The 22,076-nt window shown below is 32.3% G+C and carries 23 protein-coding genes and 1 pseudogene; 19 read left to right on the forward strand and 5 right to left on the reverse strand.

The window, feature by feature from the left end:
- Nucleotides 1-7 precede the first annotated feature (7 nt).
- Together BMY33_RS18930 and BMY33_RS18935 are read left to right on the forward strand one after the other, a co-directional pair.
- Entirely contained in the window at nucleotides 8-943 is a 936-nt protein-coding gene (locus BMY33_RS18930; RefSeq protein WP_091411431.1) for a hypothetical protein, read from the forward strand.
- 61 nt (nucleotides 944-1,004) lie between these two features.
- Nucleotides 1,005-1,709 carry a phytanoyl-CoA dioxygenase family protein gene (locus BMY33_RS18935; protein WP_091411433.1) on the forward strand — a complete coding sequence of 235 codons (705 nt, stop codon included), beginning with the start codon at nucleotides 1,005-1,007 and terminating at the stop codon, nucleotides 1,707-1,709.
- A gap of 74 nt (nucleotides 1,710-1,783) precedes the next feature.
- On the opposite strand, the gene BMY33_RS18940 is transcribed toward BMY33_RS18935, so the two are convergent.
- On the reverse strand, nucleotides 1,784-2,383 hold the full coding sequence (locus tag BMY33_RS18940; RefSeq protein WP_091411435.1) for a fasciclin domain-containing protein: 600 nt from the start codon (nucleotides 2,381-2,383) through the stop codon (nucleotides 1,784-1,786).
- A gap of 305 nt (nucleotides 2,384-2,688) precedes the next feature.
- On the opposite strand from BMY33_RS18940, the gene BMY33_RS18945 reads away from it, so the two are divergent.
- The 7 genes and pseudogenes from BMY33_RS18945 to BMY33_RS23840 all read left to right on the forward strand — a co-directional run bounded on the left by BMY33_RS18945 (nucleotide 2,689) and on the right by BMY33_RS23840 (nucleotide 7,207).
- Entirely contained in the window at nucleotides 2,689-4,140 is a 1,452-nt protein-coding gene (locus BMY33_RS18945) for an amidohydrolase (protein WP_091411437.1), read from the forward strand.
- A 109-nt stretch (nucleotides 4,141-4,249) separates the two neighbouring features.
- Nucleotides 4,250-5,203 carry an SMP-30/gluconolactonase/LRE family protein gene (locus BMY33_RS18950; RefSeq protein WP_170837127.1) on the forward strand — a complete coding sequence of 318 codons (954 nt, stop codon included), beginning with the start codon at nucleotides 4,250-4,252 and terminating at the stop codon, nucleotides 5,201-5,203.
- A gap of 98 nt (nucleotides 5,204-5,301) precedes the next feature.
- Nucleotides 5,302-5,820 (forward strand): Crp/Fnr family transcriptional regulator, encoded by a 519-nt coding sequence (locus BMY33_RS18955; protein WP_170837128.1) that lies wholly within the window; start codon nucleotides 5,302-5,304, stop codon nucleotides 5,818-5,820.
- Between the two features lie 76 nt (nucleotides 5,821-5,896).
- Entirely contained in the window at nucleotides 5,897-6,349 is a 453-nt protein-coding gene (locus BMY33_RS18960) for a carboxymuconolactone decarboxylase family protein (protein ID WP_091411442.1), read from the forward strand.
- Between the two features lie 19 nt (nucleotides 6,350-6,368).
- Nucleotides 6,369-6,791, forward strand: coding sequence for a DoxX family protein (locus BMY33_RS18965; protein ID WP_091411443.1), 423 nt, complete (start codon nucleotides 6,369-6,371; stop codon nucleotides 6,789-6,791).
- A 192-nt stretch (nucleotides 6,792-6,983) separates the two neighbouring features.
- Nucleotides 6,984-7,108, forward strand: a pseudogene (locus BMY33_RS24030) (GNAT family protein); the annotation flags it as partial.
- Between the two features lie 9 nt (nucleotides 7,109-7,117).
- Nucleotides 7,118-7,207: an N-acetyltransferase gene (locus BMY33_RS23840; protein WP_244543056.1), complete on the forward strand. Its 90-nt coding sequence runs from the start codon at nucleotides 7,118-7,120 to the stop codon at nucleotides 7,205-7,207.
- Nucleotides 7,208-7,213: 6 nt separating this feature from the next.
- Here the strand turns inward: BMY33_RS23840 and obgE are convergent, their stop codons facing one another.
- Nucleotides 7,214-8,212, reverse strand: coding sequence for a GTPase ObgE (gene obgE / locus BMY33_RS18975; RefSeq protein WP_091411447.1), 999 nt, complete (start codon nucleotides 8,210-8,212; stop codon nucleotides 7,214-7,216).
- Between the two features lie 99 nt (nucleotides 8,213-8,311).
- Nucleotides 8,312-9,418, reverse strand: a complete 1,107-nt coding sequence (locus tag BMY33_RS18980) for an adenylate kinase (protein ID WP_091411448.1) — start codon at nucleotides 9,416-9,418, stop codon at nucleotides 8,312-8,314.
- Nucleotides 9,419-9,586: 168 nt separating this feature from the next.
- Here BMY33_RS18980 and BMY33_RS18985 point away from each other — a divergent pair, with 168 nt between their 5' ends.
- The 3 genes from BMY33_RS18985 to BMY33_RS18995 all read left to right on the forward strand — a co-directional run bounded on the left by BMY33_RS18985 (nucleotide 9,587) and on the right by BMY33_RS18995 (nucleotide 13,934).
- The gene (locus BMY33_RS18985) at nucleotides 9,587-10,744 is read left to right on the forward strand and encodes a 5-(carboxyamino)imidazole ribonucleotide synthase (RefSeq protein WP_091411450.1); all 1,158 of its coding nucleotides are present in this window, start codon (nucleotides 9,587-9,589) and stop codon (nucleotides 10,742-10,744) included.
- 98 nt (nucleotides 10,745-10,842) lie between these two features.
- Nucleotides 10,843-11,328, forward strand: a complete 486-nt coding sequence (purE, locus tag BMY33_RS18990) for a 5-(carboxyamino)imidazole ribonucleotide mutase (protein ID WP_091411452.1) — start codon at nucleotides 10,843-10,845, stop codon at nucleotides 11,326-11,328.
- A 584-nt stretch (nucleotides 11,329-11,912) separates the two neighbouring features.
- Nucleotides 11,913-13,934 carry a M3 family metallopeptidase gene (locus tag BMY33_RS18995; RefSeq protein ID WP_091411453.1) on the forward strand — a complete coding sequence of 674 codons (2,022 nt, stop codon included), beginning with the start codon at nucleotides 11,913-11,915 and terminating at the stop codon, nucleotides 13,932-13,934.
- 101 nt (nucleotides 13,935-14,035) lie between these two features.
- On the opposite strand, the gene BMY33_RS19000 is transcribed toward BMY33_RS18995, so the two are convergent.
- Nucleotides 14,036-16,549 (reverse strand): M20/M25/M40 family metallo-hydrolase, encoded by a 2,514-nt coding sequence (locus BMY33_RS19000; protein ID WP_091411455.1) that lies wholly within the window; start codon nucleotides 16,547-16,549, stop codon nucleotides 14,036-14,038.
- A 173-nt stretch (nucleotides 16,550-16,722) separates the two neighbouring features.
- Between BMY33_RS19000 and BMY33_RS19005 the strand changes: the two genes are divergently transcribed.
- The 7 genes from BMY33_RS19005 to BMY33_RS19040 all read left to right on the forward strand — a co-directional run bounded on the left by BMY33_RS19005 (nucleotide 16,723) and on the right by BMY33_RS19040 (nucleotide 21,167).
- Nucleotides 16,723-17,226, forward strand: coding sequence for a GbsR/MarR family transcriptional regulator (locus tag BMY33_RS19005; RefSeq protein ID WP_091411457.1), 504 nt, complete (start codon nucleotides 16,723-16,725; stop codon nucleotides 17,224-17,226).
- 95 nt (nucleotides 17,227-17,321) lie between these two features.
- Nucleotides 17,322-17,696, forward strand: a complete 375-nt coding sequence (locus BMY33_RS19010) for a hypothetical protein (RefSeq protein ID WP_091411459.1) — start codon at nucleotides 17,322-17,324, stop codon at nucleotides 17,694-17,696.
- A 335-nt stretch (nucleotides 17,697-18,031) separates the two neighbouring features.
- Nucleotides 18,032-18,439 (forward strand): hypothetical protein, encoded by a 408-nt coding sequence (locus tag BMY33_RS19020; protein WP_091411463.1) that lies wholly within the window; start codon nucleotides 18,032-18,034, stop codon nucleotides 18,437-18,439.
- A gap of 18 nt (nucleotides 18,440-18,457) precedes the next feature.
- Nucleotides 18,458-19,339: a methyltransferase domain-containing protein gene (locus tag BMY33_RS19025; RefSeq protein WP_091411465.1), complete on the forward strand. Its 882-nt coding sequence runs from the start codon at nucleotides 18,458-18,460 to the stop codon at nucleotides 19,337-19,339.
- Between the two features lie 4 nt (nucleotides 19,340-19,343).
- Nucleotides 19,344-19,781, forward strand: coding sequence for a hypothetical protein (locus BMY33_RS19030; RefSeq protein ID WP_091411467.1), 438 nt, complete (start codon nucleotides 19,344-19,346; stop codon nucleotides 19,779-19,781).
- A 10-nt stretch (nucleotides 19,782-19,791) separates the two neighbouring features.
- A complete protein-coding gene (locus BMY33_RS19035; protein WP_091411469.1) occupies nucleotides 19,792-20,709 on the forward strand; it encodes a TIGR01777 family oxidoreductase in 918 nt (305 codons plus the stop codon).
- Complete coding sequence (locus BMY33_RS19040; protein WP_091411470.1) at nucleotides 20,706-21,167, forward strand: SRPBCC family protein; 462 nt, start codon at nucleotides 20,706-20,708, stop codon at nucleotides 21,165-21,167. Before BMY33_RS19035 ends, BMY33_RS19040 begins: the two co-directional genes overlap by 4 nt.
- A 160-nt stretch (nucleotides 21,168-21,327) precedes the next feature.
- Here the strand turns inward: BMY33_RS19040 and BMY33_RS19045 are convergent, their stop codons facing one another.
- Complete coding sequence (locus BMY33_RS19045) at nucleotides 21,328-21,891, reverse strand: hypothetical protein (RefSeq protein WP_139195700.1); 564 nt, start codon at nucleotides 21,889-21,891, stop codon at nucleotides 21,328-21,330.
- Nucleotides 21,892-22,076 lie beyond the last annotated feature (185 nt).

Here is a 22,076-nt window from a genome sequence, read left to right on the forward strand (position 1 = left end):
ATATTCTATGAAACCTCAAAAGAATCTTTGTATATCATCACTCGTACTCGCTACACTAATTTCGATATTGTACGGTTGTAAAAATCCAGAAAAGAAGACTTCAGAAATTATAGATAATCAAAATGTAACAATCCCATTTGAACTAACTCCGTATAACAATATCAAAATAAAAACAGTACTTAACAAACGAGACACGTTATTCTTAAAATTTGATTCAGGAACAACTGGCCTGCTACTTACTCATGACGCGATAAAAGAAAAAACGAATCTATTAGATGATAAAAAAGAAATAACCCCAACCAAAAACTACGTAAAGCTTAAAACTCCTGCCTCTTTACAAATAGGAGAATTAATATGGAACGATTTAGAGATATATCCGGTAAAACATTCTGGCCAAGGAACTGATGGACGATTCGGTTGGGATTTATTTAAAGACAAAATAATATCATTGGATTATGACAAAAACCTTTTGACCATCCATGATGAATTGCCAGATGTAAAAGGTTACTCAAAATCTAAACTAGAACCTGTAAAAACAATACTATGTATTAATGGTGTAATTAATGTTCAAAATAAAAATTATACAAGTCGTTTTTTATTCGATACTGGATATCAAAAATCCTTACTATTAGACAGTATAATAGTAAAAGAACAATCATTTCCTAAAGATTTAAAAGTTATTAAAATCAATCAATTAAGAAATGGAGCTGGTGATATTTTCATAACCAAGGTAGTCGAGATTCCTACTTTAAACATTGCCGGACAAGATATACACAAATTACCGACACAGCTTTTAAACAGAGAAAATCCAGCAGGAATTAAAACTCATATTTTAGGAAATGAGTTACTAAAAAGGTTTAATACTATTCTTGATTTTAGAAACAATACTATTTATCTTATTAAAAACACGTTATTCGAAATGCCTTATAGCGATGCTTCTTGAAATAAGAAACAACCATCAATGAATTTAAACAATTATATACTTTAGTTAACTAGATGTAATAATGTACAAAACAAAACTCCAAAAACAAGGTTTTGCAACCATTCCAAATATATATTCAAATCAGGAAATTAATAAGCTAGCTAATGCACTAGAATCTTTACAAACTGAAAACGAGAATTTCAGAAAAACGAAAGATTTATTTGCAATTAGGAAATTCTTAAAGGAAGTACCTCAGCTTAAAGACACAATCTTAAACAATAATCTTAAACAACTAGTTCAGGAATATTTTGGTAAGAACTATTTCCTTGTAAAATCCATATATTTTGATAAACCACCTTCTTCTAATTGGTTTGTTTCTTATCATCAAGATCTATCAATTTCAGTAAATAAAAAAGAAATGATCCCCGGATATACGAATTGGACCGTAAAACAACAACAATTTGGTGTGCAACCTCCTTTAGAAATTCTAGAAAATATATATACCATACGAATACATCTAGATGATACGGATAAAAACAACGGTGCGTTAAAAGTGATTCCTAAATCTCATACTAAAGGGATTTATAGACCCGAAACCATCGATTGGAATATTGAAAAAGAAGTAATCTGTAATGTTCTAAAAGGAGGAGTTATGCTTATGAAGCCTCTTTTATTACACAGCTCCAATCGTACAACAAATACGCAAAGAAGAAGAGTTATTCATTTAGAGTTTAGTAACAAAAATTTAATTGAAAAACTAAGCTGGGCAGAAAAAGCTAAAATTTAAATAAAAAAAAACCTCACAACTCTATCTCTTGTGAGGTTTTCCAGTTTGAAACAAACACATTAAATTATGCTTTTCTATTTCTTTGGTAACATTACAGTTTCTAAAGTATGAATAATACCATTTGAAGCTTCGATATCAGTTTTCATCAACCTACCAGCATTACCATTTTTATCGATCAAATAGATTTTTCCTCTTTTTCTACTTGCTATCAATCGAGTTCCTCCTAAGGTTCTTAATTTCACACTTCCTCCTCCTTCATTAATGGCTTTTATAATATCCTGCTCATTTATGGCTCCTGGAATAATATGACAATTTATTATTGCAGAAAGCTTTTCTTCATTTTTTTCTTCCACAAGCTTTTCTATTATTCCTTTAGGTAATTTTTTAAAAGCGCCATTTAATGGAGCAAAAATAGTATACGATTTAGTCCCGCTAAATTTAGTAGCATACTCAGAAGATTGTACTATTTTATTCAACTCTTCAAATGCGATATCATATGATATCAATTCATTAATCGTTGAAGTATTCGTTTCTGCAGTAGGAATATCTGCCTGTGCAATTAACTTATCGTTATTTAAAGATTTAGATTCTTTCTTTACCACAAGACCTTCACAAGATACGAATGTGATAATTAAGATGAGTAAAAAAACGTTAAATAGACTTTTAATCTTCATGTTCTAACTTGATTTTAATGGAGTAATTATTAGTTATTAATAACAATTTTATAATCAAAGTATTACTTGATAACGGGTTAAAACTATTGTAATTAACGTTAACAAATGTTAATAAATGAGTATTCGTAAGTAGCCAATTAGTATGCGTTTTTACACCCATGTGGTTGTACCGTAATTGATATAAAACCGAATGTTTTTTGATTAAACCTAACATTAAGAAGTAGGCGCTATAATGCTATTGTCATCATAAAAAATGTTATTTTTATCATTATCATCTCAAGCAAACTCATTTAATTCAGTCTATTATGAAATTGAATACCATTTTAAGTGTTCTTATATGCTCAGTACTATTTCTTCCGGTTTATGGTCAAAAAAAAATCTCCGACAATAAACAAGCAATTATAAAATCTATTGAAAAGCATCAATCAGAGCTTATCAAAATAAGTGATAAAATCTGGGCACTAGCAGAAACCGCTTTTGAAGAAAACCAATCTTCAAAATTATTAGCAGATTATGCCGAGAAACAAGGTTTTATAGTAGAACGAGGAGTTACAGGCATGCCTACAGCCTTTGTTGCCTCCTATGGATCAGGAAAACCTGTAATCAGTGTATTAGGTGAATTTGATGCCTTACCCGGCATTTCGCAAAAAGCACAACCTACTAAGTCTCCACTTAATGAAGGTGCTGGAGGACATGGTTGTGGACATAACCTTTTCGGAGCAGGAAGTTTAGGTGCCGCTATCGCTGTAAAAGAATTGATCCAAAATGGTAAAATTAAAGGAACTGTTAAGTTTTTTGGTACTCCAAGCGAAGAAAAGTACTTTGGTAAGATCTGGATGGTAAGAGAAGGGCTATGGAATGATGTAGATGCTAATATTAGCTGGCATCCATCGGCTTCTACAAAAGCAGATGTACAAAGTTCATTAGCACTAGTAGATTTTAAAATTGAATTTTTTGGACAAGCTGCTCACGCATCCGCAGATCCTTGGAACGGTAGAAGCGCATCGGACGCTTTAGAATTATACACTACAGGAATCAATTATTATAGAGAACATGTAAAACCAACAGTTCGTATGCATTATCATATTCAGGATGGTGGACAAGTAGTGAATGTTGTTCCTGATTATTCGAGATTATGGATGCGAGTACGTGACACCAAACGTTCTGGAATGATGCCTGTATATGAGCGTGTAAAGAAAATGGCAGAAGGCGCAGCAATTATGGCAAATGTAGATTATAAAATCTCTCTGATATCTGGTATTTATGAAGTGTTAGTTAATCGCGAAGGTGGAAAATTAATGCAAAGCAACCTAGAGCTTCTAGGACCTATTAGCTATACTAATGAAGAAATTGCATTTGGTAAAAAGATTCAGGAAGTTACTAAAAAAGAACAGGTAGGAATGGATAGTACTATCAATCCACTCGAAGAAACTAAAGAGCATCCAGGTGGCGGTTCCACAGATGTGGGAGATGTAAGTTGGAATGTCCCTAACATTAACCTAGGAGTTACCACAGCACCAAAGGATACTCCTTGGCATTCCTGGGCAGTTGTAGCCTGCGGCGGAATGAGTATTGGCCATAAAGGAATGCTTTATGCATCTAAAGCAATGGCAATGACAATGACAGATCTTTATGAGAATCCTGAAGCCTTAGCAAAAGTAAAAGCAGAATATAAAGAACGTAAAGGAGATGAAGTTTATGAAGCAATTGTTCCTGAAGGTCCTCCACCAATCCCTAGCAACACTAAAAAACAATAAGATTTAGTAACATATGAAACGTTTGACAAAAAGAATTGTCCTTTTTCTTTTACTTATAATTATAATCTTTGTTGCTCATACCTTAATCTCAACTGGTTTTTTTCGGTCAGTGCAAAATAATTTTGAAGGAACAGTTTTAAAAGAAATCCCTATTCCTGGTGCCGAGGATATTACCATAAATACATTGGAGGGCTTTGCACTAATTTCTTCTACAAATAGAGAAATCTATCCTCCCGTTAAAGAAGAAAAGGGAGCATTATATTTTATGGATCTCAAAGACAAGGATTTTCCTGTAACTAATCTTACCACTTCATTTAATAAGCCTTTTGCTCCGCACGGTATATCGATGATTAAAAAAGATAGCACCTCTACAATCATGGCTATCAACCATACTCCAAAAGGTCATTCAATAGAGGTTTTTTCCATGCGTGATAAAAATTTGATTCATAAAAAAACTCTTAAACATCCTTCATTGGTTAGTCCAAACGATATAGTTCTTATTGATGAAAACAGATTTTATGTAACAAATGATCATAAGTATACTAATGGATTTGGTAAAGTACTAGAAGAATATCTTGGACTTTCTGTTTCTAATGTCTTATACTATGATGGAGAAAACTACATAGAAGTTGCTGATGGAATTGCTTACGCCAACGGGATCAACTTTGATCGCAAACGAAGTTTATTATTTGTGGCATCTCCGAGAGCATTTTTGGTCAAAGTGTATACTAGAAATGATGACGGTTCATTAGAGTTTATTGAAAATATTTCTTGTAATACCGGAGTAGATAACATTGAGATTGATTCAGAAGGAAATCTATGGATCGGGGCACACCCTAATTTACTACGATTTGGATCTTACGCTAAAAGAGAAAAAGAAACTTCTCCTTCAGAAATCATAAAGATCATCTACAACGGGAAAAATGACTATGTGATAGAACAAAAATACACAAACGATGGAAAAACAATGTCTGGATCAACAGTAGCTGCACCTTACAACGATCTTATTCTTATGGGAAACGTTATGGATGATCATTTTTTAATTTTAAAAGCAACGAAATAATCAATATTTAATAGCGAGCTAATTTTTCTTTATTCGTCACAATGATAACTTCTTTAAAAAATCACATCCAAAGATTTGTAAACCCATCAGAAAAGGAAATGAATCATTTCATAAATATGGTCGAACTTGAAAATATTAAAAACAAACAATTCATTTTAAAAGAAGGTCACTACTGTAATTATAATCATTTTATTATAAATGGTTGTTTCAGGTCTTTTTTTATAAACAAGAAAGGAGTTGAAAAGACAGTTAATTTTGGAATCGAAGATTGGTGGCTAACCGATTTTGATAGTTTTATAAATAAGACTCAAACAAAACTTAACATCCAAGCAACCGAGGATGCTATAATTTTAAAGATTAGTAAATTTAATTTCGATACGATTCTACAAAACTCTTTAGAAATCAATAAATATTTTAGAATTATTCTCGAACGGGTTCGAATTGCTGATCAAAGAAGAATACAATATATGTTCAACCTATCAGGAGAAGAACTATATACTACTTTCTATAAGTACAATCCAGAGTTCGTACAACGCATTCCTCAATACATGTTAGCATCTTATTTAGGCTTTACTCCGGAATTTTTAAGTAAAATAAGAGCAAAAAAACATTCTTAATATATTTCTTAATCTAGATTAAGTTTTTCATCATTTCATATGTTGAATTTTGTCTTGAACAAATAATAACATACTTATGAAAACAGATAGAATCGATATCAGTAAAGTTAAACCAAGTGCATACCAACCATTATTTGATTTACATAATGATTGCAAAAAAAGTACATTAACAGATTTAGAATTTTTATTGATAGAAATTAGAGCTTCGCAAATCAATAGCTGTGCGTATTGTATACAAATGCATGTAAAAGAAGCTATTGAAAAAGGGGAAAAGCAATACCGCATCCATGCGTTACCTGTATGGCGAGATACTCCATTTTTTACATCCGAAGAACAAATCATTTTAGCAATGACTGAAGAAATTACTCTTATATCTAATAACGGATTACCCGAGATTTTATATAAAAAAGCTATAAATACATTTGGAGAAGAGAAGGTAGCAGATATCATTATGGCTATCTGCGGAATTAATTCTTGGAATAGAATTGGAGTAGCTACATTACTAATTCCCTCACCATCACAAGAATAAATATTATTAATAATATCTAATGAGAATTATTTATATAAAACTCTTTCTAAGAGTAAGTATTGCTATTGGGTTTATATCAGCTGTCGCTGACAGATTTGGATTTTGGTCAATAGAAAAATCGGCTTGGGGAACCTGGGATAGTTTTCTGGAATATACCAAGCTATTGAACCCTTGGGCTCCTCAATCCATTATTAACAGTCTTGGTCTGATAGCCACACTATTAGAAATAGTACTTGCTTTTTTCCTAATCATTGGTTTTAAGACAGCATTGTTTGCCCGAATCAGTGGGGTTTTATTATTGATCTTTGGTATTGCTATGACTAGCACTTTGGGTATAAAAGCACCCTTAGATTATTCCGTATTCTCTGCTTCTGCTGCCGCATTTAGTTTAAGTCTTATTAAAGAACAATATCTGGAAATCGATCAACTACTTAAGAAATAGATATATTAAAATTTACCTAAATGAGTTTTTACCCATTTCTTAAGTAATTGATTTCCTTTTATGTTATAATTTTAAGATATAACTTCAGTAGTTAATTATACAAAAGAACGATTGGTCTTAATTGGTACTAACGAATAATACAGATTGTCCTAAAAAAGATTTGAACTAAAAGTAGAAAACGAAATCATATTTATAGAGTATACACTTACCAATGATAATTCTTTATACCTTACGCATATAGAAGTACCAACAGTAATGGAAGGAAAGAGACTAGGAAGCACTTTTGTAAAAAGGTATTAGAATTTATCAAAGACAAGGAATATAAAATGATACCATTTTGTCCATTTGTAGCTGCTTATTTAAAAAAACATCCAGCAGCAGACGGTATTCTTAAAGAAGGATATTCTATTAAATGATAAACATTAAACATTAAGCATTTCCCAAAGCTTATCCTTAAGTTCCTGCAATCCTTGTTGCGCTACTGAAGAAATAAATAAATAAGGAACATTTAGCTGTGCATCTAACTCTGTCTTCAGTTCTGCACTAAGTTCATCATCCAGCATATCACATTTAGAGATCGCTATTAATCGTTCTTTATCTAATAAATCCGGATTATATCTGCGTAACTCATCTAGTAAGATTTCATACTGTTCCTTTATGTCGGGAGCATCAGCAGGCACTAAAAATAATAAAGTAGAGTTTCGTTCTATATGCCTCAAGAAGCGATGACCAATACCTTTACCTTCAGCTGCACCTTCAATAATACCTGGTATATCGGCCATTACAAAGGTTTGAAAATCTCTATATTCTACAATTCCCAAATTTGGTTTAAGTGTAGTAAACTCATAGTCCGCAATCTTGGGTTTTGCTGAAGTGATCACAGAAAGCAAAGTAGATTTTCCTGCATTAGGAAAACCTACTAAACCTACATCTGCTAATATTTTTAATTCTAACGTTATATCAAATTGCTGTCCTTCTATGCCAGGTTGTGCATATCTAGGCGTTTGGTTGACTGAATTTTTAAAATGCCAATTTCCACGTCCACCCTTTCCTCCTTCTGCAAGTATCGTTTGTTGCCCGTCTTCTGTAATTTCATGAAGGATTTCCTGAGTTTCAGTATCTCGAATTACGGTTCCTAAAGGTACATCTACATATACATCTTCTCCATCTGCTCCAGTACTTCTACTTTTACTTCCGTGCCCTCCGTGTTCCGCTCTAAAGTGACGCTTGAATTTAAGGTGGAGTAAGGTCCACATATTTGGGTTACCTCTAACAATGACGTGACCTCCACGTCCTCCATCACCTCCATCTGGACCACCTTTGGTAATATATTTCTCTCTATGTAAATGCACAGATCCTTTACCTCCATTTCCTGAAGTAACATGTAATTTTACATAATCTACAAAATTCCCTTCTGTCATAATACGCTACCTAATTATTCTAGCCTAAGGACTAGAATATTTTGAATTTGAAATCTTTTATTTAAAAAAACAGAAACCTGTCACTCTGTTAAAATAGATCTATAACTTATCTATTACATTACTTAATCTATCCGTAATTTCGTCAATACCTCCCACTCCATCAACTCCGAAATACTTATCTTGTTTTTGATAATAATTTTTTAGAATTGCTGTTTCGTTATAATATACTTTAATACGATTTCTGATCACACCTTCATCTGCATCGTCAGGACGACCCGATGTTTTTCCTCTTTCTAACAAACGCTCAACCAGTACCTCATCATCTACTTCTAAAGCAACCATAGCACTAACTTCTGATCCTTTAGAAGATAATAGCTCTGCTAATGATTCTGCCTGAGCCTCCGTTCTTGGAAAACCATCAAAAATAAAACCTTTAGCATCTGAATTTTTATCAACTTCAGCATTCAACATATTAATTGTCACTTCGTCTGGCACTAATTGCCCTTTGTCAATATATGATTTTGCTAAGGTTCCTAAATCAGTAGCATTTTTTATATTATATCTAAATACATCTCCGGTAGAAATATGTATTAGATTATATTTTTCTTTTAAAACTTCAGCTTGTGTTCCTTTTCCTGCTCCCGGAGGTCCGAATAACACTAAATTTGTCATGTTGTTTTGTTTTAATTGGTAAACTTCTGTAAGATTGCGACCTAAACCATCATAATCTAGTCCGTATCCCACAATAAATCTATTTGGGATCTCAATCCCTATGTAATCTATAGTATGTTTTTTAGTATATGCTTCAGGCTTAAAAAATAAAGTAGCAATTTTCACCTCTTTACACCCTTTATCTCTGAATATTTTCAATAACTCTACAACCGTATTTCCAGTATCTACAATATCTTCTAGAATTATAACTGTTCTATTGGTAACATCTTCCTTTAATCCAATAAGTTCTTGAACAGAAGAAGTAGTTTCGATCCCTTCATAAGAAGCTAATTTCACAAAGCTTACTTCACAATCATGATCAAATCTTTTCAACACTTCGGACACAAACATAAATGCACCATTAAGAACCCCAACAAAAAGAGGCCTTTTATCAAACAAATCTTTATTAAGTTCATTAGATAATTGATCTATTGCTTTAGTTATTTTATCCTCTGCAATAAATGGCGTAAACTGTAAATCATGTAGTGTAATCATTGCTTTATAAGATTATCACAGTAACCGTTTCGTTTTCAAAGGCGCAAAGATAGTGATTACAAACAACACTTATAACAGATATCTACTGCATTTGCCATACAATATTGAGGTTTTTACTTATTAAAAATTTATTTTTGTCCTTTAAGGCAAAATAAGATACTCCAAAAAATGACAAACTATTTTTCGTCAGACTTTAAGTTAGGTATCCTGGGTGGTGGTCAATTGGGCAAAATGATGCTCTACGAAACTCGGAAATATGATATCTGTACATATGTTCTGGACCCCAACCCCGATGCTCCATGTAGAATTGCATGTGATCACTTTCAACAAGGTGATCTAATGGATTATGACACTGTATATAACTTTGGCAAGAAAGTAGACGTACTCACTTTTGAAATCGAAACGGTCAATACGAAAGCATTAGCCAGACTAGAACGAGAAGGTAAAAAAGTGTATCCTGATTCTAAAACATTAGAAAAAATTCAAAATAAAGGCAAGCAGAAGTTATTCTATAAAGAACAAGAAATACCTACTGCTCCTTTCGTTCAGTTTTCTAACAAAGCACATTTAACGGAAGGGATTACTAGTGGAAAAGTAAAACTTCCTTTTGTTTGGAAAAGTACACAAGGTGGATATGATGGTAAGGGAGTTTCTATTATTAGAACAGGCGCAGACATTGCAAAATTACCAGACACAGAATGTATTGCAGAAAAACTGATTGATTTTAAAAATGAACTAGCAGTAATCGTAGTTCGCAATCCTCAGAATGAGATTAAAACTTATCCTGTAGTAGAAATGGAATTTCATCCAGAAGCTAATCAAGTAGAGTATGTTATTTGTCCTGCAAGAATAGATGATGAAATTGCCGATAAAGCAAGAACAATTGCGGAAAATGTTTCTAAAGCTTTTACACACGTTGGTTTATTAGCTGTCGAAATGTTTCAAACAAAAGATGATGAAATTTTAGTTAATGAAGTAGCCCCAAGACCTCATAATAGTGGACACTACAGTATTGAAGCTAGTTATACAAATCAATTCGAACAGCATATACGAGCAATTCTTGATTTGCCTCTTGGGAACACAGAAAGCAAGGTGGCTGGAATTATGGTAAACCTAGTAGGAGCCGAAGGATATACTGGGAATGTGGTGTACGAAAACATAGATACCATTATGAAGATGAAAGGAGTTACTCCTCATATCTATGGTAAAAAACAAACACGCCCATTTAGAAAAATGGGGCACGTAACCATTATCAATGAGGACATTTCTGAAGCCAGAAAGATTGCTGAAAAAGTAAAAGAAACAATAAAAGTAGTCAGCAAATAGATTGGTACGAAAACCAAGTGTCTTGTATAAAATAACTGGATAAATACTAATCAAATATTTACAAATAAAACAATAACAAGAAGAAATAAACATAAGCAATGAGCAAAGTAGGAATCATCATGGGAAGTACAAGTGATATGCCAGTGATGGAAAAGGCAATCGAAATTCTTCAAGGTTTTGATATTGAAGTAGAAGTTGATATTGTATCAGCACATCGTACTCCTGAAAAATTATTTGATTATAGTAAAAATGCTCATACCAGAGGGATTTCTGTTATTATCGCTGGAGCTGGTGGCGCTGCTCACCTTCCTGGAATGGTGGCTTCTTTGTCTCCACTACCTGTTATAGGTGTTCCTGTAAAATCAAGAAATTCAATTGATGGATGGGACTCTGTTCTTTCCATATTACAAATGCCTGGAGGAGTACCTGTGGCTACTGTAGCACTAGATGGCGCGATGAATGCAGGTATTCTCGCTGCACAGATCATCGGAGTCTCAGACACTTGTGTATTGGATAAAATCTTAGTTTATAAAGAAGGGTTAAAACAAAAGGTAATAGAAGGAGCTAAACAGATAAAAAAGTAAAAAATATAAGGACACAAAAAAAAGAGTCGCTCCTCAGCGACTCTTTCCAATATCAGGTCTTACAATAGAATATAACAATATTTATTAACCAACTTAAATATATTACACAAAAAATTCATCGTAAGACCATACTCTTAAAACCTGATACAAAGGTAATCCCTTACTTTAATTACGCAATAATTATCTGTCAAAACTTATTAACATTTTCGATAAATTACATATTTTACCGTTAAAACGCTTAAAAACTGCTTTTATTGCATGGTTTTTTTAGAAAAAACATACATTTTTCAATATTCTCTATCTAAATAGTAGGTTGTAAACCAAAAATCAACAAAAAAGAGCTACAATAATTGTAGCTCTTTCAATATATTTGGTCTTCACAAAGCATATTATTGATATCCATACCCCTGATTACAATAATGCGTTTATTACTTTGTTTAGACCATTACTAATAAACCTAGACAAATGTAATTGTATCACAGATGTGGATATCAAAAAATTAAACAAATAGAACAGCATTTATCGACAACGAACACAGTTTTTCGACAAAAGCACACATTATTCATAAAAAATATAGATAAATAATGAAAAACCCATTATTAGAATTATTCGACCTAGCTCCTTTTTCTAAAATAAAATCTGAACATTTTTTACCAGCTATTAAAAATGCAATTTCAATTGCTAAGGAAGAAGTAAACACCTTAGTTAAAAACCCTGAGACCCCTTCTTTTTCTAATACAATCGAAAAATTAGAATATAGTGGCGAATTATTAGACAGGGTTACTAGCATATTTTTTAACCTAAATAGCGCGGAAACTAATGACGAGATTCAACAGATTGCGCAACAAGCTTCTCCATTACTTTCTGAATTTAGAAATGATATTGCGTTAAATGAAGATCTTTTCAAAAAAATTGAAGCTGTATATAATACTAAAGGTAAATTAGATCTTTCTTCTGAGCAAACTACTTTACTCGAAAAAAGATATAAGTCCTTTTCTAGAAACGGAGCAAACCTTCCAACTGATAAAAAAGAACAATTAAGAGAAATTGATAAAGAACTCTCTCAGTTAAGTTTAAAGTTTGGAGAAAATGTACTAGCCGAGACGAACAGGTTCGAAATGTTATTAACCAAAGAGTCTGATCTCTCTGGTTTACCAGAAGGAGCAAAAGAAGCAGCAAAAGCTCTTGCAGAATCAAAAGAAAAGCAAGGATGGATGGTCACTCTTGACTACCCTAGCTACATCCCTTTTATGACATATGCCGATAATAGAGAATTACGAAAAAAATTATCATTAGCATTTGCTTCTAAAGGATTTAATAATGATGAATTTGATAATCAAAGTACTGTTCTTAGAATAGCTCAATTGAGGCATGATCGTGCGCAAGTTTTGGGATACTCCTCTCACGCTAATTATGTTTTAGAAGAACGCATGGCAGAAACTCCAGAAAGAGTGTTCTCTTTCCTAAATGAAATTCTTGATAAAGCTAAACCAGCTGCAGAAAGAGAATTTAAGCAATTAGAGAACTTCGCCAAAGAATTAGACGAAATAGATAAATTACAAAAATGGGATGGAGCTTACTATTCAGAAAAATTAAAACAAAAACTTTTTGATTTAGATGATGAAAAGCTAAAACCGTATTTTAAACTAGAGAATGTTATTGATGGTGTTTTTCAAGTGGCTTCGAATTTATTCGGTCTACAATTTGAAGAAACAGATCAGGTAGATACATATCACGAAGAAGTAAAGACCTATAATGTAACTGACAATCAAGGTAATTTTATTTCTGTTTTTTATGCAGATTTCCATCCTAGATCTGGAAAACGAAATGGAGCTTGGATGACTTCTTATAAACCGCAAATGAAAAAAGATGGTAATAATGTAAGACCACATATCTCTATCGTTTGTAATTTCACAAAACCTACCCCGAGTAAACCATCTTTATTAACCTTTAATGAAGTTACCACTTTATTTCATGAATTTGGACACGCGTTACACGGAATGTTAGCTGACACTACATATCCTGGTTTATCAGGAACTAGTGTATACTGGGATTTTGTAGAATTACCAAGTCAAGTTTTAGAAAACTGGTGTTATGAAAAAGAAGCTCTAGAATTATTTGCTAAACATTACGAAACAGGAGAAGTGATTCCGATGGAGCTAGTACAGAAAATAAAAGAATCCTCTACTTTTATGGAAGGAATGGCTACGATGAGACAATTGAGTTTTGGGCTATTAGATATGTCATGGCATTCGCAAGATCCTAGTAATATCAAAGAAGTAAAAGCACACGAAAAGAAAGCCTTTGAAGGAACTTCATTATATCCGGATGTAAAAGAAAACTGCATGAGCACTTCTTTTTCGCATATTTTTCAAGGAGGTTATTCAGCCGGATATTATTCTTATAAATGGGCAGAAGTTTTAGATGCAGATGCTTTTGAATATTTTAAAGAAAATGGAATATTTAATACAGAAGTAGCTACTAAATTTAAAAATCATGTATTATCACAAGGAGGCACAGAAAACCCAATGACCTTATACAAACGCTTCCGAGGACAAGAACCAAAACCTGAAGCTTTATTAAAGCGTGCTGGTTTAATTAAATAACAATTTTTTCGCAAATTAATCATAAAAAAGGTGCTTCAAAATTCATAGAAGCACCTTTTTTGGATTAAGGTTCTGAGGGTATATATCTCTTTATTTTATACTTATTGAATTACTAGTTTACGAACAGCTAACTTCTCTCCTGCACCTTCTACTTTAATCAAATATATTCCGGAGCCTAAAGATAGATTACTAGCAGAAATTGTATTCACTCCGTGATTTAACTGGATGCTAGATGCTTTTTTCCCTAAAATCGTATATATAGTAGCTGTTATATTTTTATTAGTAGCACCAATAACATTTAAGGTAAAACTATCCTTGGTAGGATTAGGAGTTATTGTAACCATTGATGTCCCTAATTCATCTTCATCACCTAAAACTGGAGTTTTAGTACCAAAAGCTATTACTGAACTAGCCGCTCTATTACATGACCCTTCATAAATTTTTACATTAGAAAAAATAGAAGTATTTCCGCTACCGGCATCATTGTCGTTAACAAATACTAGTCGATCCATAGCTCCGGTATAAAAATCTCCAACTGGGATTACATAAGATGCTGTACCTCCAGAGTAATTATCATAATTAGTCACTCCATAATTCTGAGTACCGTGTACTTTAAAATACCTACTAGAAGTTAACGTATTATCATTTTCAAAACCAATTCCGTGAATCTCACCTTCTGAACTACTACTAAAATCAAATTCTAAAACTGTAGAAGATGTTACCGTATAATCTAATAGTATATATTTCCAAGTATTATTTTCCATAGAAACTCCAGCTCCTGAATTTACAACAGTAAAATCACCAACTGAATCTTGATTAGAAAAAGCAGTAATAGCATATGTATTAAAGTCTAAAGCTACACATACATCTGGATTAGGATCCGAACCAGTTTCTCCTATTATAAAATCATCTATCGCCACATCTCCCTGCCAACTAGAGCCTGTTACTGTATTAAATCTGATTTGTATCCCTATTCCATTATAAGCTCCCAAATCTATATCTGCGGTATTCCAATCACTACCTTGAGATCCAGATTTACTAAAAAGACTTGTCCAATTAGCACCATTATCTGTACTGAGATCTAATGATAAGTTACCGATGGCACTTCCTTCCATATGATATTTAAAACTGATTCCTGGATTTGTCAATCCACCTAAATCATAACAAGGAGAATTTAATATTGCTCTTTTATTTGGAAACCCTGTTCCATTTCCCGAAGCTTCTACAAAAATATAAGACGACCCTGCTGCTGCTGCTGCTGGCCCAGTACCATTAGAAGGTGTACCATTAGAATCAACTGTCCAATTAAGATCTTCAGTTGTAGATTGTGTCCAAGCCCCAATAGATCCTTCAAAACTTTCTGTATTAGGGAAACTAGTAATACTGATATTACATTCATCTCCGCCACCTCCAGTGTTTACTCCATTACCTATCTCAATTAAGTATTCTAAAGCTAGCTTACAAAACTTAGCCGCGTGTGTAGCATTTGGTGTCGGTGATCGATCAAAAGTATCTCTGGTAGTATGAATATTAGGGTTGCTTTGATTAAAAGTTGCTTCAAACGGAAAAGTTACATCATATCCTTCCTGTGCCCAACTATAATGATCTGAACAACCATAATTACATCTCGATGTCCCATAAGTAATTTGATGAGCTCCCGAAGCATTGTAATAATCCATTAGCTCAATTAAGAAATCATTTAATGTCTCATCATTATATGAATCGGTAGAAACATATACATCATTAGTAGATCCTTTATAATTAGTCATATCTAATTGCATGTAACTTACTACGTTCACATTTCGGCTACGATAATCTTCTGCAATTTCTTTCGAACCTCTTAGTCCAACTTCTTCTGCAGCAAATGCCATAAACTCCATGGTTCTTTTAGGTCTAAAATTCATCTCAAATAATACTCTTGCGGCTTCCGTAATCGTAGCAATACCGGATGCATTATCATCTGCACCGGGAGCATCGTCATTGTTTCCTCCAGAGGTAGAATCTATATGTCCTCCGATAATAACAAATTCATCTGGATTATCTGTTCCGGTAATAGTCATAACCACAGAAGGCATATTTGTACTAGTATGATTTACTATTCTTACAGATACATCGCTTCTGCCGGCCGCAAGATTCTCCCATTTTGTTTGCAGGTCTAAAACCGCTTGTGTAGCGTTGCTCTTGGTATGATATCTAGTACCATAATTTTCTAGCTCTTGGATTTGATTTGCAATATTAAGATTATTCACCAAATCAAGACTTTGTAGTACCAATTGATCCTGAGTAATAGAAAATCCTCCTGCAAGTTTCTGAGACAACCTTCTTTGTTGAATTGAAGACAATGCCTTCTTTTTAGAACTCTGATAAATAAAACCAGGACCGTGAACTAATACTTTATGATGAAGTTCGTGCGCAGCTTCATCACTTAACATTACGGCACTATACCCGTTTTTTGATTCGATAATTTGTATATCTTCTGGATGATCTTTTTGCAACTCAAAAGCATCTTTTGTTTCCATTGTGGCATAAAACATATCGGATGTTTCTTGTGCATTAACGATATTTATAAAAAGACATAAGAATACCGATGAAATGATTAGGTTAATTTTTTTCATTTTTAAGAGTTTGTGTTAGTGATATAACTTACACAAAATCATATCATTATAAAAGCGGCTTCTCCGCAAAAAAATAACTGTACTAACATCTGTTAGTTTATGGTTTTAGCATAATGAAAAAATTAAACTTTCAAAAATTACTGAAAGTTTAAAATTTATTATATATTTGCTATATGAATTATACAGAAGCAAAAGATAAGTTTATATCCACTTGGGGATCCTTAGGAACTTTGTGGGGCATTAATAAAGCAATGGCGCAAATCCATGCATTATTATGGATCTCACCAGAACCTCTTTCTATGGAAGATATTATGGAAGAATTACATATTTCTAGAGGAAACACAAGTATGAATCTACGTCAGCTTATGGATTGGGGTATTGTTTTTAAAGAAAGTAAACCTGGTGAAAGAAAAGAATATTTTGCTTCAGAAAAAGATGTACAAGAACTTGCAAGACAGGTAGCAAAAGAACGAAGCAGACGAGAAATAAAACCTGTAATAAAGGTATTAAGAGAAGTATCAGCCATTGAAGGTGATGGAACCAAAAAAACTGAAGAGCTTATCAAGCAAACCAAAGCTTTATATGAATTAGCAGATAGCGCAGATACGATGATGAATAAGATAGTAAATCAAGAATCTAATTGGATTACTAAGACCCTAATGAAACTGATCAAATAAAAATAAAAAAGCACTGACTAAGATGAAGGAAGAAATTCCTTTTCTTTTTCAAATTATATTTCAAAAATTATTGAAACTTTAAAACTATTAGAATTATGAAAACAATACATAACATTAACAAATGGAGTTTTATTATCACGTTAGTTCTATACATAACAATTATAGGCGGCTTATTGGCTCAGATAGCGCTTGGTGCTATTCAAATTGTCCTAGGAATAATAATATTATTTCATTGGAAAAAACTTAATATCAAAACAAAACGACACCTTCTACTGTATTGGTTCATAGTTTTGATGTATGGGCTTTTATGGGCGACTGATACATTTAATACTTGGAAAACTAGTTCTATGGTTTTGGATCCTTATATTTTATTTATCTGTATTACACCTATGTTAATTGCCTCATACTCTGTATACATTACTCACCAAAGCAAAACAATCATTTATGAACTTAAACCTAGTTACTTATAGCATATACATATTGATAACTGTTTTTATCATTATAAAAGTAGGATTAATTTGCTATCGAAACGGAAACATTTTTGTAACCCATTTGGTTCCTAATGATGAAGATTTTTGTTTACGAGTAAACAATATACTATTAATGGGATACTATCTGATAAACATAGGATATACAATAATTACTTTATCAGATTGGACCACTATTAATTCCATCCCTCAAATGATAGAAAGCTTATCTAGAAACACAGCTACTATAGTTTGCATATTAGCAATTTTGCACTATTTCAATCTATTTTGGATTACAAAATTTATCAAAAACATTAAATAATTATAAATATAACTTTATGGAAACTTCTAAAATTTTTATTGGATATATCATCTACCTACCTATTGTAATTGCTCTTACTTATTTTGTATCAAAAACGCTTTTTAGAAACGGAAAAACTTTTATGATTGATATTTTTAAAGGTAAAGATGATATAGCAATTGCTACCAATCGCCTTTTTGAAGTTGGATTCTATCTTTTAAATATTGGTTGGGCACTACTAATTCTAAAAATTGATGGCTACCATTTTAATGATACCTATCAGAATCTAGTAGAAATATTGAGCTCTAAAATCGGTGGATTCTCAATTTATTTAGGCCTAATGTTATTCTTAAATATGTATTTGTTTTTTAGAGGAAGAAAAAAATCTAAACAAAAGCCACAAGTTGTAACTCAAGTTATAAGACCTCAAGGTCCACAAGTCTAACAATTAAATCAAATCGTTATGAGTACTACATTTCCATTATTACATAAAATTAGATTTCAAAAATCAAACAAAGAAAACCTGATTGAACTTTATGATGAAGCTACAGAAGATTATGAATTCTGGAGCAAGGATTTCAATATGCATTTTGGATATTACATTCCTTTTAAAACAACACTGTTTAAAAGAGATACTATGCTTAATGAAATGAATAATCAAATATTTAATCGATTAAGCTTTAACAAAAAGAATGGTCTTATAGCAGATTTAGGTTGTGGAATTGGTGGTACAATGAGATATGGTTTACGTAAGTATCCAAGAGTTAATATCCTGGGCATAACACTTTCTTCTTTTCAAGTAACCCAAGGGAACAAAAGACTTGAAAACATGAATGGTTTAATTCTAAAAGAAAACTATAATCATACTTCTTTTGCTTCTAACAGCTTTGACAGCGCATATGCTATAGAAAGTTACTGCCATTCTGGTCATAGTAAAAAAGTATTGAACGAAGCTTACAGAATAATAAAACCTGGAGGTAAACTTGTTATCGCAGATGCTTTTCTAAAAAAAGATGAAGACCAATTATGCCCAGGAAGTCATTATTGTTATGATCAATTATGTAAAGGATGGAGTTTAGAAGGCTTAGGAAGTATACATCGAGTAAAAAAGTCTCTAGAAGAAGTTGGCTTTAAAAATATAACTATAAAAGATGTATCTTTTAGAGTTGCTCCCTCTGTATTACATGTTCCATTCGCTATCACCGGTTTCATCTTAAAAAAATTATTTAAAAGAGAAACCCTAAAGCCACAAAGTTGGAAAAACCTTAAAGGCTCTTTATTTGCATTATTATCAGGACTGCATATGAAAAGTTTTGGATACTATATAATAACAGCAGAGAAATAGAACTATGAAAAAATCTATACTATATCAATGGACATATATTCTTTTTGCTACGGCAATATCAACATTAGTATTATATCAATATGCAAAAGAACTTCCTGAGCTAATCTCTAATGATAATTTAACGAAAGAAATAGCTATGTGCTCTGGTCAATTATTATGGCAAGGAAGTATCATTATGATTTTTATAAAGAAAAAAATTCATACTTATTTATATAATATGATTTCAGTTTCTTTATTAGGATCTTTAGCATTGATTCCATTGATATTAGTATATAAACAAGAAGTAATTATTCCAGAAATTAAAATCTTACTTTTTCTATTTGTTGTCTGCCTTATGATATTAGATCATACTAGAAGAGTAAAGAAACTTAAACTACCTGGGTATCTAACCATTACTTGGATAACGTATCGACTATTATGGTTGCCCATATTATTATTTTAAACAGAAAAACATGAAAAAAATAGTTATAGCTGCAGGAACCGGTTTCTTAGGAAACGTATTGGTTAATCATTTTAAAACTAAAGTGGAAACCATAGTAATCTTAACCCGTGGAGAAAGCAAATTGATTGACAACATTAAATATGAGCACTGGGATGCTCAAACCATCGGAGCTTGGAAAAACGAATTAGATGGATCAGATGTTTTAATTAATATGACAGGAAAATCTGTCGATTGTAGATATCATCAAAAAAATAAAGATCTTATTCTTTCTTCAAGAGTAGATTCTACAAATATTTTAGGCCAAGCAATATTGAAGTGTGAACATCCACCAAAAGTTTGGCTTAACTCATCCACCGCCACTATTTACAGACATTCTTTAGACAAAGAAATGGATGAAATAAATGGAGAGATTGGAACAGGTTTTTCTGTAAATGTGGCAACTAATTGGGAAGATGCTTTCTTCTCTCATAAAACAAAAAAAACTAGAAAAGTAGCACTGAGAACTTCAATTGTTTTGGGAAAAGACGGTGGAGCGTTACAACCTATCCTTAGTCTAGTAAAAATTGGTTTTGGAGGAAAACAAGGAAAAGGAAATCAAAAATTTAGTTGGATTCATGAAACTGATTTTGCAAGAAGCATAGAGTTTGTTATAAAAAATGAAGAAGTTGAAGGCCCTATTAATATCGTTGCCCCTAAACCAACAGACAACAACAATCTCATGAAAACATTACGAGAAATGACAAAGGCTCCATTCGGAATTCCATTACCCAAACCACTTTTGGAAATTGGTGCACGAATCATCAATACCGAAACGGAATTAATTTTAAAAAGTAGAAATGTAATTCCAAGAAAACTACAACAAGCTGGTTTTCAATTTACATATTCAGATTTGACCACGGCTATTGTTCAATTAACTTCTAAATCATGACTATAATTCAATTGCACACTTTCATTCACGCGCCAATTGTAACCGTGTTTGATAACGCTAGAAATATTAATTTACATATGGATTCTGCATACAAAACAAAGGAGATCGCCATTGCAGGGAAAACTTCTGGATTGATAGATATATATGAAACTGTTACATGGAGAGGAAAACATTTTGGAATTTATCTAAAACACCAGAGTAAAATAACATCTTTAAGACACCCTACATTCTTCATTGATGAAATGATAAATGGTCATTTTAAGAGTTTTAAACATCAGCACATTTTTAAAGAGACGTCAAATGGAACAGAAATGATCGATCTTTTATCATATGAAACTCCGTATAGCTTATTTGGAAAAATATTTGATCGAATGATTTTAAAAAATCACTTAACCAAATTTCTCTTGACACGAAATAAATTCATAAAAATGAAAACAGAACAATCCTCGGTAAAATAAATAAGAGTTTACCCAAAAAGTAGCACTATAATATACTGAACTCACCATCATGGGCAGTTTTGGTAGAGTCTAATTATGAACGTCATTAATCACAAATAGTTTTTACTCATTCAGATATATAGATACTAACTTCTCAGGCAAACAACTCCCAATTCAATTTCTATTCATCGATACCAAAACAATAAATACGAACTTCACCAGATGTCCCCATAATATTATTAGCTTCAGTACCTTTATATATAGGTTGAAATGCATATTCACCAGGAGCTAATGACGGCATCATAACTTCATAAAGATTTTTGTTTATTTTTTTAAGTTCTGGAATAATCAGGTGTTGACTTATATCCTTGCTACCGCCTCCCATAGAATTTCCTTTCTGTATAAATCTCCTGTACTTTTTTCGTTTCTTCACAACATCTGCCTTAGAGATGATTATGATATCAAATGGATCGATACCTTCGTCTAGAGACATAACGAATTTAGGAACTGCATTAGATTGAAATCTAACACTAGAATATTTGCTATTAAAAATAGTTAAGTATTGATTTACGCCTCCATAACCAAAACCTATAGCTTTAGCCTCAATTTTAGCACCTTTGCGCTCAAATAATGCCACCTCTCCATCTTTCATATAATATGGAACAAAGTTTTTTTCGACGTCTTGTGCTTTTACTCCACTTAACAACATAAATTGAATAATTAAAAGAAATGTAATTTTTTTCATCTGTTTTTTGTTTAATTGCACGAAATAATGAACTATCATATCTGATTATTTCATGTGATTGTTTTTAAAAAATGATCTAAGCAAACATAGAATCATATTCATATCAAAAAAATACCCAGTTACTGGTATATTGTTAGCTTTCTAAAACAACTTTCCGTTAATTCAATGGTTTAAACTTATTTAAG

This window comes from Aquimarina amphilecti (genome assembly GCF_900109375.1).
In the GTDB taxonomy this organism is placed as follows: Bacteria; Bacteroidota; Bacteroidia; order Flavobacteriales; family Flavobacteriaceae; genus Aquimarina; species Aquimarina amphilecti.

Bases quoted from the DNA above. Each gene is read 5' to 3' on its own strand.
- BMY33_RS18930 (WP_091411431.1), top strand. From the start codon at position 8: ATGAAACCTCAAAAGAATCTTTGTATATCATCACTCGTACTCGCTACA.
- BMY33_RS19035 (WP_091411469.1), top strand. From the start codon at position 19,792: ATGAAAAAAATAGTTATAGCTGCAGGAACCGGTTTCTTAGGAAACGTA.
- BMY33_RS18940 (WP_091411435.1), bottom strand. From the start codon at position 2,383: ATGAAGATTAAAAGTCTATTTAACGTTTTTTTACTCATCTTAATTATC.
- BMY33_RS19040 (WP_091411470.1), top strand. From the start codon at position 20,706: ATGACTATAATTCAATTGCACACTTTCATTCACGCGCCAATTGTAACC.
- BMY33_RS18955 (WP_170837128.1), top strand. From the start codon at position 5,302: ATGAATCATTTCATAAATATGGTCGAACTTGAAAATATTAAAAACAAA.
- BMY33_RS19010 (WP_091411459.1), top strand. From the start codon at position 17,322: ATGAAAACAATACATAACATTAACAAATGGAGTTTTATTATCACGTTA.
- BMY33_RS18985 (WP_091411450.1), top strand. From the start codon at position 9,587: ATGACAAACTATTTTTCGTCAGACTTTAAGTTAGGTATCCTGGGTGGT.
- purE (WP_091411452.1), top strand. From the start codon at position 10,843: ATGAGCAAAGTAGGAATCATCATGGGAAGTACAAGTGATATGCCAGTG.
- BMY33_RS19020 (WP_091411463.1), top strand. From the start codon at position 18,032: ATGGAAACTTCTAAAATTTTTATTGGATATATCATCTACCTACCTATT.
- BMY33_RS19005 (WP_091411457.1), top strand. From the start codon at position 16,723: ATGAATTATACAGAAGCAAAAGATAAGTTTATATCCACTTGGGGATCC.
- BMY33_RS18945 (WP_091411437.1), top strand. From the start codon at position 2,689: ATGAAATTGAATACCATTTTAAGTGTTCTTATATGCTCAGTACTATTT.
- BMY33_RS19000 (WP_091411455.1), bottom strand. From the start codon at position 16,549: ATGAAAAAAATTAACCTAATCATTTCATCGGTATTCTTATGTCTTTTT.
- BMY33_RS23840 (WP_244543056.1), top strand. From the start codon at position 7,118: ATGATACCATTTTGTCCATTTGTAGCTGCTTATTTAAAAAAACATCCA.
- BMY33_RS18980 (WP_091411448.1), bottom strand. From the start codon at position 9,418: ATGATTACACTACATGATTTACAGTTTACGCCATTTATTGCAGAGGAT.
- obgE (WP_091411447.1), bottom strand. From the start codon at position 8,212: ATGACAGAAGGGAATTTTGTAGATTATGTAAAATTACATGTTACTTCA.
- BMY33_RS18995 (WP_091411453.1), top strand. From the start codon at position 11,913: ATGAAAAACCCATTATTAGAATTATTCGACCTAGCTCCTTTTTCTAAA.
- BMY33_RS19045 (WP_139195700.1), bottom strand. From the start codon at position 21,891: ATGAAAAAAATTACATTTCTTTTAATTATTCAATTTATGTTGTTAAGT.
- BMY33_RS19030 (WP_091411467.1), top strand. From the start codon at position 19,344: ATGAAAAAATCTATACTATATCAATGGACATATATTCTTTTTGCTACG.
- BMY33_RS19025 (WP_091411465.1), top strand. From the start codon at position 18,458: ATGAGTACTACATTTCCATTATTACATAAAATTAGATTTCAAAAATCA.
- BMY33_RS18935 (WP_091411433.1), top strand. From the start codon at position 1,005: ATGTACAAAACAAAACTCCAAAAACAAGGTTTTGCAACCATTCCAAAT.
- BMY33_RS18965 (WP_091411443.1), top strand. From the start codon at position 6,369: ATGAGAATTATTTATATAAAACTCTTTCTAAGAGTAAGTATTGCTATT.
- BMY33_RS18960 (WP_091411442.1), top strand. From the start codon at position 5,897: ATGAAAACAGATAGAATCGATATCAGTAAAGTTAAACCAAGTGCATAC.